Raw genomic sequence first — 18,073 nt, forward strand, 5'->3', positions numbered from 1 at the left:
ATGCGGCCCCGTTCTTCAAGGCGGTTAGAGGCTCCAGTCGGCGCGCAGGCCGATGGTGCGCGGCCGGATGATCGAGCCCTGCGGCGTCGCCGCATCGTTCGCGAACGGCGCGTTCAGCACGCCATATTTGTCGAACAGATTGTTGGCGAAGGCCATCAGCCGGACCTTCTCGCCCAGGCTGACCGAGGCGCGCAGGTCGAACACGTTGAAGTCGCCACGGCGCGAGACATCGTCGAAGCTGGTCGGCGCCGACGAGAGGTAGCGATGGGCGATGTCGAAGCTGGGCGCGCCTGCCACATCGGCGAAGCTGAGCGTCAGATTATTGGCGATCGACCATTTGGACGAACCCGGCAGAGTCGTGCCCTTGGCATAACCGCCCAGCCCCGCAACGTCGAACGGATAGGGGAGGAATTCGGTCAGCTCCGCATCCTGCCAGGTGACGTTGGTGGTGAAGTGGACGATCTTGTTGACATTCACCGTGCCGGAAAATTCCACGCCGTTGACGCGCGCGCCGCCGGCATTGACGACATAGGAATAATAGGACGGCGCCGGACCGAACAGGCGCGCCTGGATATTGTTCCAGTCGAGGTGGAAGCCGGTCAGGTCGATGGCGAAGCGGCCATCGGGCGTCTGCGCCTTCACGCCGATTTCGTAATTCTTGACCTTGTCGCTCTCATAGGCTTCCGGAATGCTGGCCAGCAGGCCGGCATTGGGGTTGATGCCGCCGACGCGATAGCCCTGCGAATAGGTGGCATAGACCATGACATCCTTCGACGGGCGCCAGGCGATCGTCGCCTTGGGCAGGAAGCCGTCTTCCTTCTGGTTGACGCTGCCGCTGCTGTCGGTCGGCGTGTAGCCGCCTTCATAGCCGCCCAGCGCGCCGGCCTGGTTCAGCACGTCGGCCTTGGCGGTGGTGTCATAATAGCGACCGCCCAGCGTGATCTCGATCTGCTCCACCGGCTTGTAGGACAGTTCGCCGAACACGCCGAAATCCTCGTTCGTGCTCTTGGTGAAATAGCCATAGAGGCGGTCGCCCGGCGTCAGCTGCGCACCGGAATAGCCGCCGAACAGGTCGGGATTGGCGTCGATATAGCCGGCAGCACCGGCCTGGAAGATCTGGTCATAGCTGTTCTTCTTGGCCTGCAGATAGCTCACGCCGACCAGCCATTTGAACGGACCGTCGCCGGCCGAGGCGAGACGCGCTTCCACCGTCTTGATGAGCGCATCGGCCTCGCCCAGCGAATAGGCGGCGCCGTCGCCGGTGGTGACACCGGTCACATAGGCATAGGGGTAGGAGAAGATGGTGGTGTTGGTCTTCTTGGTGATCGACCCCAGCACCGTCAGATTGGCGATGTCGCTGACTTCCTGGTCCAGCCGCAGGCTGTTCATCCAGAATTTCGTCTTCTGGGTTTCGGCGCGCGGCAGGTCGCGGACATAGGGGTTGCCCAGGTCGAGATAGGTCTGGTCGTCCAGCTTGCTGTCCTGCCAGCTCGACAGATAGGTGACCTTGGTGCTCTCGCCCAGATTGGCGACGATCGATCCGCGCAGGCCGCGAGTGCGATAATCGTTGGAGCCGTTCACGCCGATGCCGGGATTGTCGAGATAGCCCGCGTCCGACCGCTGCAGCGCGACCAGGCGCAGCGCCAGCTGATCGGCGACCAGCGGGATGTTGATCATTGCCTTGGCGGCATAGTTGAGTTCGCCCGAGGCATTCTTGGTGGTGCCGACCAGGCCCGATGCGGCGGCGTCGACCTTGGACGGATCGGCGACATTGGCAACATAGTTGACGAGGCCGCCCAGGGTCGACGAACCGAACAGCGTGCCCTGCGGCCCGCGCAGCACTTCGACGCGCTGCAGGTCGAACGTGTCGACGTCGGGGATGCCGATCGGGAAGCCCGGCTCCACCACCGGCACTTCGTTGAGATAATAGCCGACCGTGGTCTGGCCCTGCTCATGATAGGTGGTGGCGGCGACGCCGCGGATCACGACCTCGGAAATGCCGGGCTGATAATCGTTGAACACGACGCCGGGCAGGCGGACGATATAGTCCGACAGGCTGTTGGCGTTCATCTTCTTGAGCTGCTCGCCGGTGACGGCGCTGATCGGCAGCGCGACCTGGCGGATATCCTCGTCGCGCTTGCCGGCGGTGACGATGATCGTCTCGCTGTCGCTGGCGGCCGGGGCCTGGGCAAGGGCGGTGCCGGACAAGATGGTCGCGGCCGCGATGGCGGTGAAACTCACAGTCTTGAGATGCGTCAGTCTGTTCATTGTCATTCCCCTTATGATGTGAGAACCGGCCTTGTTCCGGCCGGCTTTCTCCCTTGCTCGGTTGTTAGATGTCGCTCCCTTCGCCAAAGCGCTGGCGACCGCCGACGATCGTGCGCAGCACCTTGGTCGCGCCGATCCTAGCCGGATCAATCGCGAACAGATCGGCGTCCAGCACCGCGAAATCGGCCAGCATGCCGGGCTTCAGCAGGCCCATCCTGTCGTCGCTGAAACCGGCAAAGGCGTTGGTCGCGGTGTAGGCATGCAGCGCCTGGAGCAGGCTGATCTTCTGCTGCGGCAGCCAGCCGCCGGGGTTGGCGCCGTCGATCGTCTGGCGCAGCACGGCGGCGGCGACCCCGGTCAGCGGATCGAGCGGCGCCACCGGCCAGTCCGATCCGAAGGCGACCTTCGCCCCGGCGTCGAGCAGCGACTTGAACGCATAGGTGCCCTTCAGCCGCTCGGCGCCGACGCGCTGGATCGCCCAGCGTCCGTCGTCGATCGCATGATAGGGCTGGACCGATGCGATGACCTGCTGCCGGGCGAAGCGCGGGATCGCGGCCTGGGTCAGATGCTGGGCATGTTCGATGCGGAAGCGGCGATCGCGCTTGCCATTCTTCGCGGCAGCGGCGGCGAAGATGTCCAGCGCCTCGTCATTCGCCTTGTCGCCAATGCCGTGGATGGTGATCTGCAGGCCCGCCGCGTCGGCATCATTGGTCCATTGCTGGACATCGGCGCGCTTGTGGATCGGGAAGCCTACATTGTCGGGCGCGTCGTCATAGGGGCGATAGAACATCGCCGTGCGCGACCCCAGCGACCCGTCATATTGCAGCTTGAGCCCACCCCAGCGCACCCAGTCGTCGCCGCGTCCCTCGGCCTCGATCAGCGCCTTGAGCCTTGCCCAGTCCTGCAACGGCACGAAGGAATAGAAGCGCATGTCGGTCTCGCCCTTGGCACGCAGGCGGCGCAGCGTGTCATGGGTGATCCAGTCCAGTTCGGTGGTGTGGACCTGGACCACGCCCTTGGACAGGCCATGGGCGATGCCCTGGCGCGCGGCATCCTCCTTGTCGGCGTCAGTCGGCGCGGGGATGGCGCGCTTGACCAGGTCCATCGCCGCATCCTTCAGGATGCCGGTCGGGTTGCCATCCTTGTCGCGCACGATCATGCCGCCGGGCACGTCGGGGGTGTTGCGGTCGATCCCGGCGAGCTTCAGCGCCAGCGAATTGAGCGCCAGCATGTGCAGGTCAAGCCGCTGCACCGCGACCGGGGTATTGGGCGTCACCGGGTCCATCCAGCTGCGGTCGGGCAGTTCGCCGCCCCATAGTTCGGCGTCCCAGCTGCCGCCCTGCAGCCATTGGCCGGGCTTCAGGCTCTTGGCCGCCTCGCCGACGATGCGGGCAAATTCCTGCGGGCTCTTCGCCTCGCGCAGATTGGGCTGGCTCAGCAGATAGGAGCCGGTGAGGAAATGGGTGTGCGCGTCGGTGAAGCCGGGCATGACGAAGGCGCCGCCCAGATCGATGACCCGCGTGCTCTTGCCCGACTGCGCCTTGACCGCCGCCGCGCCGATCGCAGCGATGCGTCCGCTGGCGATGCCGATCGCCGATCGCGCCGCCGGCATGCCCTCGCCGGTCCAGACCGTCGCATTGACATAGGCGGTGTCCAGCACCTGTCCCTTCGCCCACAGGCTGCTGCTCAATGCCAGTCCGGCCAGGCCGGTCGCACCCCCGGCCAGCATTTCGCGTCGGCTGAACATCATTGCTCTGCTCCCTTGTGGCTGGTTTCGTCCAGCCGGTCCTCATTGTAGATCTGCATCCAGTCGCGCAGCCCGCCGGGGGCCAGGCTGCCGACAATCTCGTTGATGCCCTGGCGGCTTTCGTCGCGACCCAGCTTGAATCGGCCGTCGATCGCGCGGACATGGGCGCGAAAGCCGATGATATGCTTCATCATCGGTTCCAGCCGCGCACCGGCATCGTCGATATGCCAGGGGGGCACGCGGCCCGCTTCCATCCGGTCGGTCAGCGTCTCGATCGACTCGCGCGTCGCCTCCGGCAGAAGCTCGACATCGACGGTCAGCACCGCCATCGCATAGTTCCAGGTCGGCACCCAGGTCGGGTTCGACTGCATCTCGGGCGAGATATAACCTTGCGGCCCGTTCACCAGCACGGTGGCGCGGGGGACCGTGCGCAGTTGCGCGACCTGGGGGTTGGACAGGGCGAAATGGCCCAGCAGTGACACCAGCGCACCGTCCGCGTCGCATTCGGCCAGCAGCGGCAGCGGCGTCGCGCCGAAGCCGGCCTCGCTATGGGAGACGATCCAGCAGAGCGGATGGTCGCCGATCAGGGTGACGATGTCGTCCGGGGAGCGGGGCGCATATTTCATATGCATGACACTGCGCCGGCATTGGACCCGTCCGAAACATCCAATTCAGGAAAGTGAAGGGGTCCAAGTAAGGATCAGGGTTCGGCGCAGCGGCGCAGCGCCTGCAACACTTCTTTCGCCTCCTCCTCGGTCAGGCTGGCAAAGCCGATGCGCAGCCCCCGTTCGGTCCCTTCCTCGGCCGCATAGCTCTGCGAGGAGGCAAAGCTGAGGCCGATCTCGGGTGCTCGCTGCTCCAGCCGGTCGAGCGCCGCCATGTCCTTGAACTGCAACCAGAAGGCGAGGCCGCCATCGGGCAGGCGATAGTCGATCAACCTGTGCATTTCGCTGTCAAGATTGCGCGCGAAGGCATCGCGCCGCCGGGCATAGATCTGCGCGGTCTTGCGCACATGGCGGCGCACCTCGCCGCTCTCCAGCAGCTCGGCGGCGGCCTCCTCCGTCACGGTATTGCCCATGCCGTCGATCAACGAGATCTGATAGGCCAGCGCGTCGACGACCTTGGGCGCGGCAGCGATATAGCCGATGCGCAGTGCCGGCACGAGCAGCTTGGACATCGACCCGGCATAGATCACCCGCGCCGGGGCGTAGCTCGCCATCGGCAGCAGCGGCTGCGCGCCGAAGTGGAACTCATGGTCATAATCATCCTCGATGATCGCGAAGGCGAATTGCCGCGCCAGTTCCAGCAGGCGCAGCCGCCGCTCGGGCCGCATCGACACGGTGGTCGGGAACTGGTGGTGCGGCGTCACGAAGATGGCGCGGACGCGATGCTTGCGGCAGGCGCGCTCGACATCGGCGACATCGACCCCGTCCTCGTCCAGCCCGACCGTGACGATCTTGGCGCCGCAGGCGCGGAAGGCGGCGACCGCCGGCTCATAGGTCAGCCGTTCGACCAGCACCGCGTCGCCCGGCCGGATCAGGATGCGCGCGGTCAGGAACACGCCCATCTGGCTGCCACGGGTGATGCATATATTTTCCGCGCCAACCATCAGCCCGCGCTGGCGCCGCAACATGCTGGCGATCTCCTGCCGCAGCCGTGGCGACCCGCGCGGATCGCGATAATGGAGCGCATTGGCGCGCGACGCCCCCTCCGCCGCCTTGCGATAGGCGCGGGCGAGGAGGTCGGCGGGGAACAGGCGCCCGTCGGCGACGCCCTCGTCCAGCTTGCGCCATTTGCCCGCCGGGATGGCGAGCAACCGATCGGGCGCTGGCAAAAACGGATATTCGGTTTCGGCGGACACGCCGGTTGACTTTGCCGACAGGTGGGGGGCGTTCGTCGCGTCCCCCTCGGGCAAGGAGGTGGAAACGCGCGTTCCCCGCGTGCCGACGCTGGCCAGCCAGCCCTGGGCAATCAGTTCCTCATAGGCGGTGACGATCGTCTTGCGATTGACCTTCAGGGTCTCGGCCAGATCGCGGCTGCTCGGAAGATATTCCCCCGGCAACAAACGACCACGTTCAATCTCATGAATAAGACCATGAGCGATCTGGAGATAGCGCGGACCGTCAAGGTCTATGTTCACGCGTTTTTTGAGCAGCAGGTTCCAGGGACGAAGCATCCGTCCAACATGACGATCGACATCGATGAAATCCAGCGCGGCTTCTGCAATGCGCTATTGGCGCCGACAGGCTACGCACCCGCGATCGGCAGGTGGACAAGCATGACCATACCACGCGCTGACGGCATTGCCCTTATCCGCCCATGATGGGCACGGACGATGGCTCGAACCATGCTGAGGCCAAGACCATGACCGCCTTTGGAGCGGCTGGGGTCAAGCCGGACCAGCCGTTCGAATATCTTCTCCAGATCCTTGGCCGGTACGCCGGGACCAGTATCGGCCAGAATGAGAACCGCCTGCCCATCCTCCTGTCGCAGCGACAATGCCGCACTTGCCCCTTCGCCGGCATGGGCCAGGATGTTTTCGAGCAGATTGGCAACTGCGCGCTTGAGCAATTGGGCTTCGCCCCGAACCGTCAACGGTTGCAACTCGGCGGTCAAACTACGACCATCATCATCAAAAGCGGGCCGGTAGGCGTCCACGACGTCGGCGACCACATCGGCCAGCTGCAATCGGACGAAGCGCTTGCGAGCGGCAAAGCCACGCACCTCGGAAACCCCCAACAGGCCGGCAAACAGATCGAGCAGCGCGTCGATATCGGCGATCGCCTGTTCCGCAGATCGGCCAGCTGCCGGATCACTCGTGTCCTGTATCAGCCGCTCCATATCCTGGCGGATGCGGCCGAGCGGCGTGCGCATGTCGTGCGCCAGATCGCTCGACACCTGCCGCAGCGAGCCCATCAGTTCCTCGATCCGGCCGAGCATCTGGTTGAGGATGGTCGATATCCGGTCGAACTCGCTGCCCGATCCATCGACCGGCACCCGGCGAGCATAGTCGCCTTCGATGATACCCTGCGCCGTGCCGCTGATCAGCACCAGCCGACGGCGGACCAGCCGGCCAAAGGCGATGGTGCTGATGGTCCCGGTCAGCAGGATCACGCCTAGGCCGATCATCACCACGAACAGGATGCGATCATCGGACCGGTGCAGCGCCGAGCGATCGGCCGCGATGACGAGTTGGCCGCCATCGGGCAGACGCCGGCTGAGCGCCTGCGCCTCTCCGGTCGAACCATCGGGATGGCGGATGGGCAGGAACTCGCTCCAGCCATCGGCCGGCATTTTGGGGATCAGATGGCCGGCGATCCGGCGTCCTTCGGCATCGGCCAGCGCATAGAGCATCATCCGTCCATCGCTGTCGGCTTCGGCAAGATAGCCGGTGCCGGCCGTTGTTGCGCCATCGCGAGCGCGCACCACCTGCGCAAGCTGCGCCGCGCCGTTCGACGCATGGAAATCCAGCAGGGCATCCATTTCCCGCTCGATCCGATGGTCCATCTGCGCCTCAATCTCATGGTGCGAGATCAGGATGGCGGCAGCGCCCTGGATCAGGATGACCAGGCCCGATACCGTCGCCGACAGGATCGACAGCCCCCTTATCGTACGCGGGAGAAGGGTCATTGGGCGCTGCTAAGCACCATATAGCCCGCCCCCCGGACCGTGCGGATCGCATCCTCGCGCGCCCCCTCGTTCAGCTTGGCGCGCAACCGGCTCATATGGGTCTCGACGATATTGGTCTTGGGATCGAAGCCGAAATTCCACACCCGGTCGAGCAACATGGTCCGCGTCACTGGCCGGTCCGGATTGCGCAGCAGGAATTCGAGCAGGCTGAATTCGCGCGGTTGCAGGTCGATCGGACGGTCGCCGCGCCGCACCGTGCGCTTGAGCAGGTCCATCTCGATGTCGGCGACGCACAGAAGCGCCTGGAAATCACCCCGATCCCCCGGCGGTGGACGGCGCGCCAGTGCACCCAGCCGGGCGGTAAGTTCGGCAAAGGCAAAAGGCTTGATCAGATAATCGTCCGCCCCCCCTTCCAATCCGGCCACCCGGTCCTCGATCCCGGCCATGGCCGACAGGATGATCGCCGGCGCCTGGCACCCCGCTTCCCGCGCCAGCCGCAACATGGTGAGGCCATCAAGCCCCGGCACCATGCGATCGAGGATCAGGATGTCAAAGGCTTCACCCAGGGTTCGCGCCAAGGCGGCCTTGCCATCGCTTTCCGCGACAACGCGATGCCCCAGTTCCTTCAGCCCCCGGCCCAGATAGTCCCGTGTGTCCCGATCATCTTCCAGCAGCAATATTCGCATCGCGTCCAACTAGTCTTGCCCTCCCTCCATGGCGCACCGCTCCCCCGGATGATCATTGGGGTTTCTATACCATTCCCCAATGTTGCCCGATTTGATGGACCTGCGAACGCCTATCAGTAAACAGGCCTCGTCTGCGAGTCATTATTATTAGCGCTCGCATTAGCTCATCATGAAGGACGGATGCCATGAAGTGCAGGAGGCAAGGGTCATGAAATTCACGCGCTTGCTGGCGCGTCGCACGGCGCCGGAACGGCAGGTCATCGCCGCGCTGCGCGGCCGATTGCCGGCCCGGCTCTTGGCCCTGCCGGATGCAGCTTCGGATTTCATCGCCCTGGTTGACGTCGCTGCCCGACAGGGGCTGCACTGTTTCGCCCTGCAATCGCCGTTCATCAGCGATGGTGAGATCGAATTGCTCGCTTTGTTGGGCAGTGCGCAACGCCGCGCGCTTGTCGGCATGAGGGATGACAGAAAGGACGCGCCGGAGCGGCTGCTCCGCTGCGCCCTGCTGCTCCGCGATGCCGGGATATGGCTGCCCGTGGTGCAAGCCGGCACCGACAAGGCATCGTCCGCCCTCTCCATGCCGCGCCCAGAACAGCCCGGGCTGGCGCGCGCCCGAGCGCTGTCCCTTGCCCGCTCACGGCAGGTGGCCAGCACCGGCGACTTCATCGGCATCGGCATCTCGCGCCAATATGTCAGCCGTCTCTGCAAGGAAGGGCATCTCCAGCGCGTCCGCCACGGCTGGTATCGGGCGGCGCCCATCGCCGCCGAAGCGCGCATCCATCACCATTCCTGACCCATGGGACCGGCACGAGCCGGCCCGTTCACAACAGCAGAAAAAGGGGATTATTCGTGAACCTGAATGACACGCGCGACCGCGCGTCCACCAGCTTTCTGGCGCTGAGCTGCGTCGGCCTGTTTGCCACGGCCGCGCCGGCCATCGCCCAGTCGAACGACCAGCAAAATGGCACCGACGGGCCGAAGCTGGGCGGTGTCGTCGTCACCGACACCGCGATCGACGAGGAAGGTTATAAGATCGACGTCGCCAGTTCGCCGAAATTCACCGCGCCGCTGGTGAATACACCGCGTTCGGTGACGGTCATCCCATCGCAGCTCATTCGCGACACCGCATCGGCCTCCCTGACCGAAGCGCTGCGGACGGTTCCGGGCATCACCCTGGGCGCAGGCGAAGGCGGCAATCCGCTGGGCGACCGCCCCTTCATCCGTGGCTTCGACAGCCAGGCCAGCACCTATCTGGATGGCGTGCGCGACATCGGCGCGCAGAGCCGCGAAGTGTTCGCGGTCGAACAGATCGAGGTGGTCAAGGGTTCGGACAGCTCGATGGGCGGCCGCGGCAGCGCCGGCGGCTCGATCAACCTGGTGTCGAAAGCGCCCAAGGCCGACCGTTTCATCGCCGCCAGCGGCAGCCTGGGCAATGCCGACTACAAGCGCGCGACGATCGACATCAATCAGCCGATCAACGACTTTGTCGGCGTGCGCCTGAATGCGATGTGGCATGACCAGGACGTTGCCGGTCGCGACGGGATCTGGTCGAAGCGCTGGGGCGTTGCGCCCTCGCTCAAGCTGGGCCTCGACGGCCCGACCAGCCTGACCATCGGCTATTATCATCTTCACACCGAAGAACTGCCGGATTCGGGCATCCCCTATCTCTACACCATCGGCAATGCCCCGGCGGGCGTGACCGAAACCGGTCCGGCGCAGGATTTCACCACGATCGGCGGCAAGGAAATCAGCGTTCCTCGCGGCGCTTATTATGGTCTGAAGGATCGCGACTTTCGCGACACCAATGTCGACAATTTCACCATCCGCGCCGAACATGATTTCGGTGGCGTGACGCTGCGCAACACCACCCGCTACGGCCGCAGCACCCAAGGCTATGTCTGGACCCAGCCCGATGACCAGCAGGGCAATGTCTACGGCACCAACGCCGCCAATGCGGCGACCGCCGGCGGCCTCGTCTGGCGTCGCACCAACACCCGCTATTCCAAGACCGACGGCCTGCTGAACCAGACTGACCTGTCCGGCGAGTTCAGCGTCGGCGGGATCAAGAACAGCTTCTCGGCCTCGCTGGAGTTCAGCCAGGAAAAGGCCGCGAACGGCACCTATGTGTCCAACGCCGCGACCGGCGCCGCGATCGCCAGCGGTTCGAGCGTCAGCCCGCGCTGCTCGACCGCAATGCTTGCCCGCTATAATTGCACGACCGTCGACAATCCCAATCCCAGCGATCCCTGGATCAGCTATGCCAGCGACAGCTCGACCGTGACGGCCGATATCGTGCGCAGCGCGCCCAAGACCTGGACCCTGTCGAAGACCACGACGCAGGCCGCGTCCTTCTTTGACACGATCACCATCACCGATCAGCTGCTGATCAACCTGGGTGGCCGTTTCGACCGCTACAAGACCAGCGTCAGCCCAGGTCTGGCCGCAACCTCGACCGCCAACCGCTCCTTCTATGAGCGTGAGGATGATCTGTGGAACTATCAGGCCGGCATCATCTTCAAGCCGACCGAGAATAGCAGCCTCTATGCCTCGGCCTCCAGTTCCGCGACGCCGCCCGGCGCCTTCCTCGCCAATGGCAGCGAGGGCAATGCGCTCAACACCACCTCGCAGGCGCTGACCGACGCGCTGAAGGTCGAAAAGACCAAGTCCTACGAGATCGGCGCCAAGGCCAATCTGTTCGGCGATGCGTTGTCGCTGACCCTGGCGGCCTTCCGCACCGAAACCAAGAATGCCCGCGCCACCAACGATGCCGGCACGGTCGCCTATATCGGCGAGCGCAGGATCGAAGGCATCGAACTCGGCTTCAACGGCAATATCACGCCGGAATGGAATGTGTTCGGCGGCTATACCTATATGGATTCGGAAATCGTCGATGGTGGTTCGACCGTCACGACCGTCAACGGCGTGTCGATCGCCGCACCGAGCGTGAACACGGGCAAGCAATTCCCCAACACGCCCAAGCACAGCCTGACCGCCTTCACCAACTACAAGATCACCCCGGCCTTCACCATCGGCGGCGGCGCGATCTACATGGCGAAGGTCTATGGCGGCTATTCCGACACCCGTACCATCAGCAACGGCGCGGTCGTCATCACCAAGGAACTGGCCCGCATGGTGCCCAGCTACTGGCGCTTCGACGGCAACGCATCCTATGCGTTCAGCGATGCGGTGAGCCTGCAGGTCAACGTAAACAACGTCTTCAACAAGCGTTATTATGACAAGGCCTATGCCGCCCATTATGCCAATCAGGCCGCCGGCCGCACGGCAATCGCGACGCTCAACGTCAAATATTGATCCGCTGGCCCACCCGGCTGATTGATGATGGCCCGCCTCGCAAGGGGCGGGCCATTGCATGGAACAGATGATGCAGACCCAGCCCAGACTGATGACCATGACCGACGACGAGCGCGTCGCCGCGCTTGCCGGCCCACCCGAGAGTGTCGCCCCCCTGCTGCTGGAAGCGGCGGAGGCTGGCCATGGCGAGGCGCAGTTGCTGGCCGGCCAACTATGCCTCGACGGCAAGGGTGTTGCGCGCGATCCGGTCGCGGCGTTGCGCTGGTTCGGCCTGGCGGCGCAAGGTGGCAATGTCTTGGCCATGAACATGGTCGGACGCTGCTGCGAACATGGCTGGGGCACCGGCGTGGACAAGGCTCTGGCCGCCCGATGGTATGGCGCGGCCGCCGGTCAGGGCCTTGACTGGGGACTCTACAATCTCGCGACGCTCCATGCTCTGGGCGAAGGCGTACCGCAGGATCGGACGCGGGCGCTCGCCCTGTTCCGGCAGGCCGCCGGCACGGGGCACGCCAAGTCGATCAACATGATCGGCAGCTTCTACGAGGATGGCTGGGTCGTCGATCGCGACATGGAACAGGCCGCCGATCATTATCGCCGCGCCGCCGAAGGCGGTGACTTTCGCGGCCAGTTCAACCATGCGCGGATGCTGGCGGCACAGGGCGACTTGGACGGCGCCCATCTCTGGCTGACCCGTATGCAGGAAACGGCGACGCCTGCCTTCCTGGCCAAGGCGGAAAACTGGGTCCGCGATAATCTGTAAAGCACGCGCCGAACCGCCAGCCATATATGGACGGCTTGTTCTATAGCCGCAGAGAGAAGCTTTCCATCAGCAGCGGCCAGCCAGATAGCCAGTTCACTATTGGCGAATGCCCATGCATCGGGACTTGCCCGTCCTGCTCCCTGCTGCTGATCCTGGCCTGTAACGACATGGCCAAGCCCCCTGCCCTGCCATTAAAAGATATGTGAAAACCGATATCCAGTCTCAATAGCATTGACAATGCAAATAGGTCGCAATAGCAGCCCCTGCAACAATCGAAAGGGGTTCTGAAACAATGGCGAAATATGGAAACACTCCCTCCTTCCTCGCACTGAGCTGTGTCGGCGCCATGGCCTTCGCATCCGGCGCGCAGGCGCAGGATAGCGGCCAGGGCCAGGCGCTCGGCGGCGTCACGGTCACCGACACCGCCATCAACGATGATGCCGTAAAGGTAGAGAAGGCCGAATCGCCCAAATATGTTCGCCGCCTGCTGGATACGCCGCAGACCATCACGGTGATCGGCAACCAGACCATCCAGAAACAGAACCTCCTCACCCTGCGCGACGTGCTGTCGACCGTTCCGGGCATCACCTTCGGCGCCGGTGAAGGCGGCGGCGGCTATGGCGACAGCATCAACCTGCGCGGCCAGAGCGCCAACACCGACATCAGCATCGACGGCGTGCGCGACAGCGCCCAATATAGCCGCACCGATCCCTTCAACCTGGAGCAGATTGAGGTCACCAACGGTGCCAACTCCGTCTATGGCGGCTCGGGCGCGATCGGTGGCAATATCAACCTGGTGACCAAGCGCCCCAAGGCCGACAGCGAAACGCTGGTGCAGGGCGGCATCGGCACGTCGGACTATTATCGCGCAACCATCGACAGCAATGTCCGCGTCAACGACCAGATCGCCGTGCGCCTCAACGCCATGTATCATGAAAATGACGTCGCCCGGCGCGACTTCGACAGCTACAAGCGCTGGGGCGTGGCGCCCTCGGTCAAGCTGGGCGTGGACGGGCCGACCTCGCTGACCCTGCTCTACACCCATCAGGAAGACGAGAATACGCCGCTCTACGGCGTGCCCTATTACAAGAATGCGATCTATGACGGGCCGCTGCCCGGCGTCCCCTATAGCGGCTATTATGGCTACAAGAATCTCGACAAGCAGGACCAGACGATCGATCAGGCGACGGCGATCTTCGACCATCGTTTCAGCGACCTGCTGTCGGTCCGCAACCTGTCGCGCTGGCAGCGCGTCGAGCAGAATCTGGTCGTCAATCCGCCGCAGGGCAGCTATTGCCTGGCCAACGGCACGCTGCCGACCGGCGCGGCCTGCGCCGCCGGCCAGGTGCCGGGCATGTATTATCCCAGCGGCCCGCGTGGCGGCTTCCGGGACTCGGTAAACCAGACGCTCTACAATCAGCTCGATCTGACCTTCAACATTCCGGGCGGCCATACGCTGGTCATCGGCACCTCGATGCTGCAGGAAGATTACACGCTGGACAATGGTAACGTCCTGCGCAACGCGGACGGCGCCACGCCCAACCCCACGCTCGATCCGATCAGCATCAGCAACCCGAACGGCATCTATACCGGCCCGGTCAACAAGATCCGATCCGGGCACCAGATGGGCGACCTGTTCAACATCGCGACCTATGCCTTTGCCGCGGCCAAGATCGTCGATGGGCTCGAACTGAATGGCGGCGTCCGCTGGGAGCATAACCGCGCCCGCTTCCGCTCCGACACGATCGCCACGCCGGCCGCCGGCGGCGCCTACACCACCGGTGCGCAGCAGAATGCGACCGACGATCTATTCTCCTACCGCGTCGGCCTCGTCTACAAGCCGGCCGATAACGCCAGCCTCTACATCGCCTATGCCAACAGCAAGACGCCGACCGCGACCAGCGTGCGATCGGGCTGCGGCCTGGTGATCGTCGGCTCGGGCGGCAGCAACAATGCCTGCGAAGCCAAGCCCGAACAGGCGGTCAATTACGAAGTGGGTGGCAAGATCGACCTGTTCGACGGTGGCCTGCAGCTGACCGCCGCGCTGTTCCGCAACGAACGCACCAATTATCGCGTCGCCAGCAATGATCCGCTGATCGGCACGCTGCCGGTCAATGACGGCCGCAACCGCGTCAACGGCGTCACCCTGGGCGCGTCGGGCAACATCACCGACGCCTGGACCGTCTTCGCCAACTATACCTATCTCGATACGAAGGTGATCCAGAGCATCTCCGACTATCAGAAGGACCAGGGCGTCGTGGACGTGCAGGCCGGCAATCCGCTGACCAACACGCCCAAGCATTCGGGCAGCCTGTTCACCACCTACACCCTGCCCTTCGGGCTGCAGCTGGGCTATGGCCTGACCTATCAGGGCAGCTGGTATCTCAGCAATTCGAGCGCCGCGACCATGTACAAGGCGGACGATTATCTCGTTCACCGCGCGATGCTGTCCTACACCTTCGACGAGAAGCTGACGGCGCAGCTGAACGTCCAGAACTTCACTAACGAAAAATATTATACCAGCATCCGCAACAATGGCTGGGCCAATCCGGGCGAAGGCCGCTCCTGGGTGCTGACCCTGGGCTACAAGCTCTAACCCCCTCCTCTACCCGCCGGGCCGGCCATGCCCTCCTCGACATGGCCCGGTCTGGCGAACGGAACGCCCGCAGCCCGCTGCGGGCGTTCTTTTTTTGACCTTCGGGCATGGCGATGGCAGCACCGCCTGCTAAGGGAAGCGCCATGACCGCCACCGCCGATCTTGCCATCCGCCTGCGCCGCGCCAGTTTCAACCGGGCGCTCGCCGATGCCGACCTTGCCACCATCGGGCCAATCCTGGCACAGAATGTCGTGATGGTGACCGGCACCGACAGCGGCGTCATCGCCGGGCGCAAGGCGCAGCTGATGGCCTGGAAGCGCGAATTTGCCGCGCCCGACCGCAGCATATACACCCGCACGCCCGACACGATCCTCGTTTCGCCCGTCGAACCGATCGCCTTCGAACATGGCCAGTGGCAGGGCGTCGCCGCCTCGTCCGGCATCCTCATCGCCTCGGGCGCCTACACCGCCAAATGGCGGCAGCTTGGCGGCGAGTGGCTGATCGAGGCGGAACTTTACCTGACCCTGACCTGAAAAGTCCGCACCTCCCCCCTCAAGACGAGCGACCTCGATCTTCGCAGGATAGTTAATAAAATATTGCTGCTCCGGCCCGACAGGACTATGGCGCGCCCACCCTGTCCTCGACGCCCCGGCGCCGGAGTCGGGGCCGACAATCCAGGGAGCGGAAGGGAGGACTTCGCCACGCGTCACGCAATCCATTGTGACGACATGCGAAGACTTGGCGTTATCTATGATGAAAAAGACCGGTTTCATGGTTTCGGCGTCGCTGACGCTACTTGCCGCCGCCCCCGCTCATGCCTCGCCCGTCACCGGCACCGACGCGCTGCGCGAATGGAATCTGGTCGTGCTGGGCGACCTCAGCTCCTCCTCCGAAGTCGAGGGCCGCACCTTCGTTGGCGGCGACCTCACCGGCACCTCCTCCAGCTATCAGATCAGCACCCCCGCCACATCCGCCACTGGCCAGGCCGGCCTCACCGTGGTCGGCAATGTCACCGGCGGCATCAAGAATTTGAACAACGGGTCGGGCGCGCTGGTCGGCGGCAATGTCGAAAGCGGCTTCAACCTCAATGGCGCGGCCCAGACGGTGAAGGTCGGCGGCACCATCAGCAACACCAATATCAACCAGAATAGCGTCCAGTCCGGCCTGGCCACGTCCGACCCGGACTTCGCATCCAGCCTGGCGACGCAGGGCACGGTGCTGGCCGGCAGCATGAAGCAATTGTCGACCAACCTGTCGGGCCTGGCCGCCAACAGCGACATGGTGATCAGCGGCAACCGCGCCACCTTCAACGCCAGCCCCGACGCCAATGGCCTGGCCGTCTTCTCGATCAGCGCCGCCGACCTCGACAAGATTGGCGAAATCGCCTTCAACCTGAACGGCGCCGACACCGCGATTGTCAATGTCAGCGGCAGCGCAGTCAGCCTCAACGACAATTTCCTGGGCGGCACCGCCAATCTGGGCGAACATGTGATCTGGAATTTCGGCGACGCCCAGTCGCTCGACCTCACCAATAGCTGGGGCGGATCGGTGCTGGCCCCCTGGGCCGATGCGACCACTGCCAACTATATTCAGGGATCGGCCGTGTTCGGCAACCTGACCCAGAATGGCGAGATGCACCTGGGCACCTATACCGGCGGCTACACCCCGCCGATCGATCCGCCGACGGGCAGCAGCTCGGGCGGCACGCCGGTTCCCGAAGCACCGGGCTGGACCTTGTTCCTGCTCGGCATCGCCGGAGTATTGCTTGGTCGCCGGCTGCTGCGTAAAGCCGCCTGATCCGCCCTTCATCGTGCTTTCCGATCCCTTCACCCTCGGCCAGACGCGGGAAACGGACGGACTGGCGCAGCCCCCTTCTGATCGCCGCCGGGCGGCGGCACAGGGGGCCATTGTTTCACAATCTTTGCAGATCGCCGCTTTCCCATGAAAATGCCCCGCTTCTTCTCCTCGACCGCCTGCGACATGGCGATCGACCTTGGCACCGTGAATACCGTCATCCACGCCCGCGATCGCGGCATCGTGCTCAACGAACCCTCCGTCATCGCGATCGAGACCATTCGCGGCATCCGCAAGGTCAAGGTGGTGGGCAATGAAGCCAAGCTGATGATGGGCAAGACCCCGGCCAATATTCAGGCGATCCGCCCGCTGCGCGACGGCGTGATCGCCGACATCGACGTGGCCGAGCAGATGATCAAGCATTTCGTCGAGAAGGCGCAGGATGGCGGGCGTTTCGGCCGCCGCTATGATGTAGTGATCTGCGTGCCGACCGGTTCCACCATGGTCGAGCGCCGGGCGCTGCGCGATGCGGCCTCCAACGCCGGCGCCGCGCGGGTGCAGTTGATCGAGGAGCCGATGGCCGCGGCGATCGGCGCCGGCCTGCCCGTCACCGAACCGCGCGGCGCGATGGTCGTCGATATCGGCGGCGGCACGACCGAAGTGGCCGTGCTGTCGCTCAATGGCATCGCCTACAGCAATTCGGCCCGCGTCGGCGGCGACAAGCTGGACGACGCGATCGCCTCGCACATCCGCCGCGTCCACAACCTCATGATCGGCGAAGCCACCGCCGAGCGCGTCAAATGCGCGATCGGCTGCGCCACCCCGCCCGATGGCGAGGGCGAGCGGATCATCGTCAAGGGGCGCGACCTGGTAAATGGCCGCCCGGCCGAAATGACGATCAGCGAAGCGGAAATCTGCGACGCCCTGTCCGAACCGGTCGGCCAGATCGTGATGGCGGTGATGACCGCGCTGGAACAGACCGCGCCCGAACTCTCATCCGACATCATCGATGAAGGCATCACTCTGACCGGCGGCGGCGCGCTGCTGCGCCGGCTGGACGAGGCGCTGTCGGAAGCCACCGGCCTGCCCGTGCGGATCGCCGACACGCCGCTGATGTGCGTCGCCATGGGCGCGGGCAAGGCGCTGGAAGACCGTGCCTATGAAGGCGTGCTGACCATGTCCTGATCGGCACGTAGCGCCCCGACGATGGTTGGCGGGCATTGCTTGCCCGCCCCGCCACATCGGCGCTTGCCAGCACTGCCAAATGCCGCCAAGCAAAA

13 protein-coding genes are annotated in these 18,073 nt (G+C 64.4%); 7 read left to right on the top strand and 6 right to left on the bottom strand.

Annotated features, from left to right (window positions below):
• Positions 1 to 24: 24 nt before the first annotated feature.
• From N6H05_RS18100 to N6H05_RS18125, 6 genes are all read right to left on the bottom strand, one after another.
• A complete protein-coding gene (locus N6H05_RS18100; RefSeq protein ID WP_284110957.1) occupies positions 25 to 2,268 on the bottom strand; it encodes a TonB-dependent receptor in 2,244 nt (747 codons plus the stop codon).
• Positions 2,269 to 2,332: 64 nt separating this feature from the next.
• Positions 2,333 to 4,018 carry an amidohydrolase gene (locus tag N6H05_RS18105; RefSeq protein WP_284110958.1) on the bottom strand — a complete coding sequence of 562 codons (1,686 nt, stop codon included), beginning with the start codon at positions 4,016 to 4,018 and terminating at the stop codon, positions 2,333 to 2,335.
• The gene (locus N6H05_RS18110; protein ID WP_284110959.1) at positions 4,015 to 4,647 is read right to left on the bottom strand and encodes an FMN-binding negative transcriptional regulator; all 633 of its coding nucleotides are present in this window, start codon (positions 4,645 to 4,647) and stop codon (positions 4,015 to 4,017) included. Before N6H05_RS18110 ends, N6H05_RS18105 begins: the two co-directional genes overlap by 4 nt.
• 68 nt (positions 4,648 to 4,715) lie before the next feature.
• On the bottom strand, positions 4,716 to 6,191 hold the full coding sequence (gene pdxR, locus N6H05_RS18115; protein WP_349666198.1) for a MocR-like pyridoxine biosynthesis transcription factor PdxR: 1,476 nt from the start codon (positions 6,189 to 6,191) through the stop codon (positions 4,716 to 4,718).
• Between the two features lie 71 nt (positions 6,192 to 6,262).
• Complete coding sequence (locus tag N6H05_RS18120; RefSeq protein WP_284110961.1) at positions 6,263 to 7,645, bottom strand: sensor histidine kinase; 1,383 nt, start codon at positions 7,643 to 7,645, stop codon at positions 6,263 to 6,265.
• The gene (locus N6H05_RS18125; protein WP_284114262.1) at positions 7,642 to 8,331 is read right to left on the bottom strand and encodes a response regulator transcription factor; all 690 of its coding nucleotides are present in this window, start codon (positions 8,329 to 8,331) and stop codon (positions 7,642 to 7,644) included. Before N6H05_RS18125 ends, N6H05_RS18120 begins: the two co-directional genes overlap by 4 nt.
• Before the next feature lie 223 nt (positions 8,332 to 8,554).
• On the opposite strand from N6H05_RS18125, the gene N6H05_RS18130 reads away from it, so the two are divergent.
• The 7 genes from N6H05_RS18130 to N6H05_RS18160 all read left to right on the top strand — a co-directional run bounded on the left by N6H05_RS18130 (position 8,555) and on the right by N6H05_RS18160 (position 17,978).
• Entirely contained in the window at positions 8,555 to 9,124 is a 570-nt protein-coding gene (locus N6H05_RS18130) for a type IV toxin-antitoxin system AbiEi family antitoxin domain-containing protein (protein ID WP_284110963.1), read from the top strand.
• Positions 9,125 to 9,180: 56 nt separating this feature from the next.
• Complete coding sequence (locus N6H05_RS18135) at positions 9,181 to 11,643, top strand: TonB-dependent receptor (RefSeq protein ID WP_284110964.1); 2,463 nt, start codon at positions 9,181 to 9,183, stop codon at positions 11,641 to 11,643.
• A gap of 58 nt (positions 11,644 to 11,701) precedes the next feature.
• Positions 11,702 to 12,403, top strand: coding sequence for a tetratricopeptide repeat protein (locus N6H05_RS18140; RefSeq protein WP_284110966.1), 702 nt, complete (start codon positions 11,702 to 11,704; stop codon positions 12,401 to 12,403).
• A 292-nt stretch (positions 12,404 to 12,695) separates the two neighbouring features.
• Positions 12,696 to 14,999, top strand: a complete 2,304-nt coding sequence (locus N6H05_RS18145) for a TonB-dependent receptor (RefSeq protein ID WP_284110967.1) — start codon at positions 12,696 to 12,698, stop codon at positions 14,997 to 14,999.
• 143 nt (positions 15,000 to 15,142) lie between these two features.
• Positions 15,143 to 15,532: a nuclear transport factor 2 family protein gene (locus tag N6H05_RS18150; RefSeq protein WP_284110968.1), complete on the top strand. Its 390-nt coding sequence runs from the start codon at positions 15,143 to 15,145 to the stop codon at positions 15,530 to 15,532.
• Between the two features lie 220 nt (positions 15,533 to 15,752).
• Positions 15,753 to 16,796, top strand: coding sequence for a choice-of-anchor A family protein (locus N6H05_RS18155; protein ID WP_284114263.1), 1,044 nt, complete (start codon positions 15,753 to 15,755; stop codon positions 16,794 to 16,796).
• Positions 16,797 to 16,940: 144 nt separating this feature from the next.
• Positions 16,941 to 17,978 (top strand): rod shape-determining protein, encoded by a 1,038-nt coding sequence (locus N6H05_RS18160; protein WP_004212110.1) that lies wholly within the window; start codon positions 16,941 to 16,943, stop codon positions 17,976 to 17,978.
• Positions 17,979 to 18,073: the final 95 nt, after the last annotated feature.

It is taken from the genome of Sphingobium sp. WTD-1 (assembly GCF_030128825.1).
Lineage (GTDB): Bacteria > Pseudomonadota > Alphaproteobacteria > Sphingomonadales > Sphingomonadaceae > Sphingobium.

What these genes read in the sequence shown, in the direction of transcription:
- N6H05_RS18110 (WP_284110959.1), bottom strand. Translation starts at nt 4,647, where the DNA reads ATGCATATGAAATATGCGCCCCGCTCCCCGGACGACATCGTCACCCTG.
- N6H05_RS18150 (WP_284110968.1), top strand. Translation starts at nt 15,143, where the DNA reads ATGACCGCCACCGCCGATCTTGCCATCCGCCTGCGCCGCGCCAGTTTC.
- N6H05_RS18120 (WP_284110961.1), bottom strand. Translation starts at nt 7,645, where the DNA reads ATGACCCTTCTCCCGCGTACGATAAGGGGGCTGTCGATCCTGTCGGCG.
- N6H05_RS18105 (WP_284110958.1), bottom strand. Translation starts at nt 4,018, where the DNA reads ATGATGTTCAGCCGACGCGAAATGCTGGCCGGGGGTGCGACCGGCCTG.
- N6H05_RS18140 (WP_284110966.1), top strand. Translation starts at nt 11,702, where the DNA reads ATGGAACAGATGATGCAGACCCAGCCCAGACTGATGACCATGACCGAC.
- N6H05_RS18100 (WP_284110957.1), bottom strand. Translation starts at nt 2,268, where the DNA reads ATGAACAGACTGACGCATCTCAAGACTGTGAGTTTCACCGCCATCGCG.
- pdxR (WP_349666198.1), bottom strand. Translation starts at nt 6,191, where the DNA reads ATGCTTCGTCCCTGGAACCTGCTGCTCAAAAAACGCGTGAACATAGAC.
- N6H05_RS18155 (WP_284114263.1), top strand. Translation starts at nt 15,753, where the DNA reads ATGAAAAAGACCGGTTTCATGGTTTCGGCGTCGCTGACGCTACTTGCC.
- N6H05_RS18160 (WP_004212110.1), top strand. Translation starts at nt 16,941, where the DNA reads ATGAAAATGCCCCGCTTCTTCTCCTCGACCGCCTGCGACATGGCGATC.
- N6H05_RS18145 (WP_284110967.1), top strand. Translation starts at nt 12,696, where the DNA reads ATGGCGAAATATGGAAACACTCCCTCCTTCCTCGCACTGAGCTGTGTC.
- N6H05_RS18125 (WP_284114262.1), bottom strand. Translation starts at nt 8,331, where the DNA reads ATGCGAATATTGCTGCTGGAAGATGATCGGGACACACGGGACTATCTG.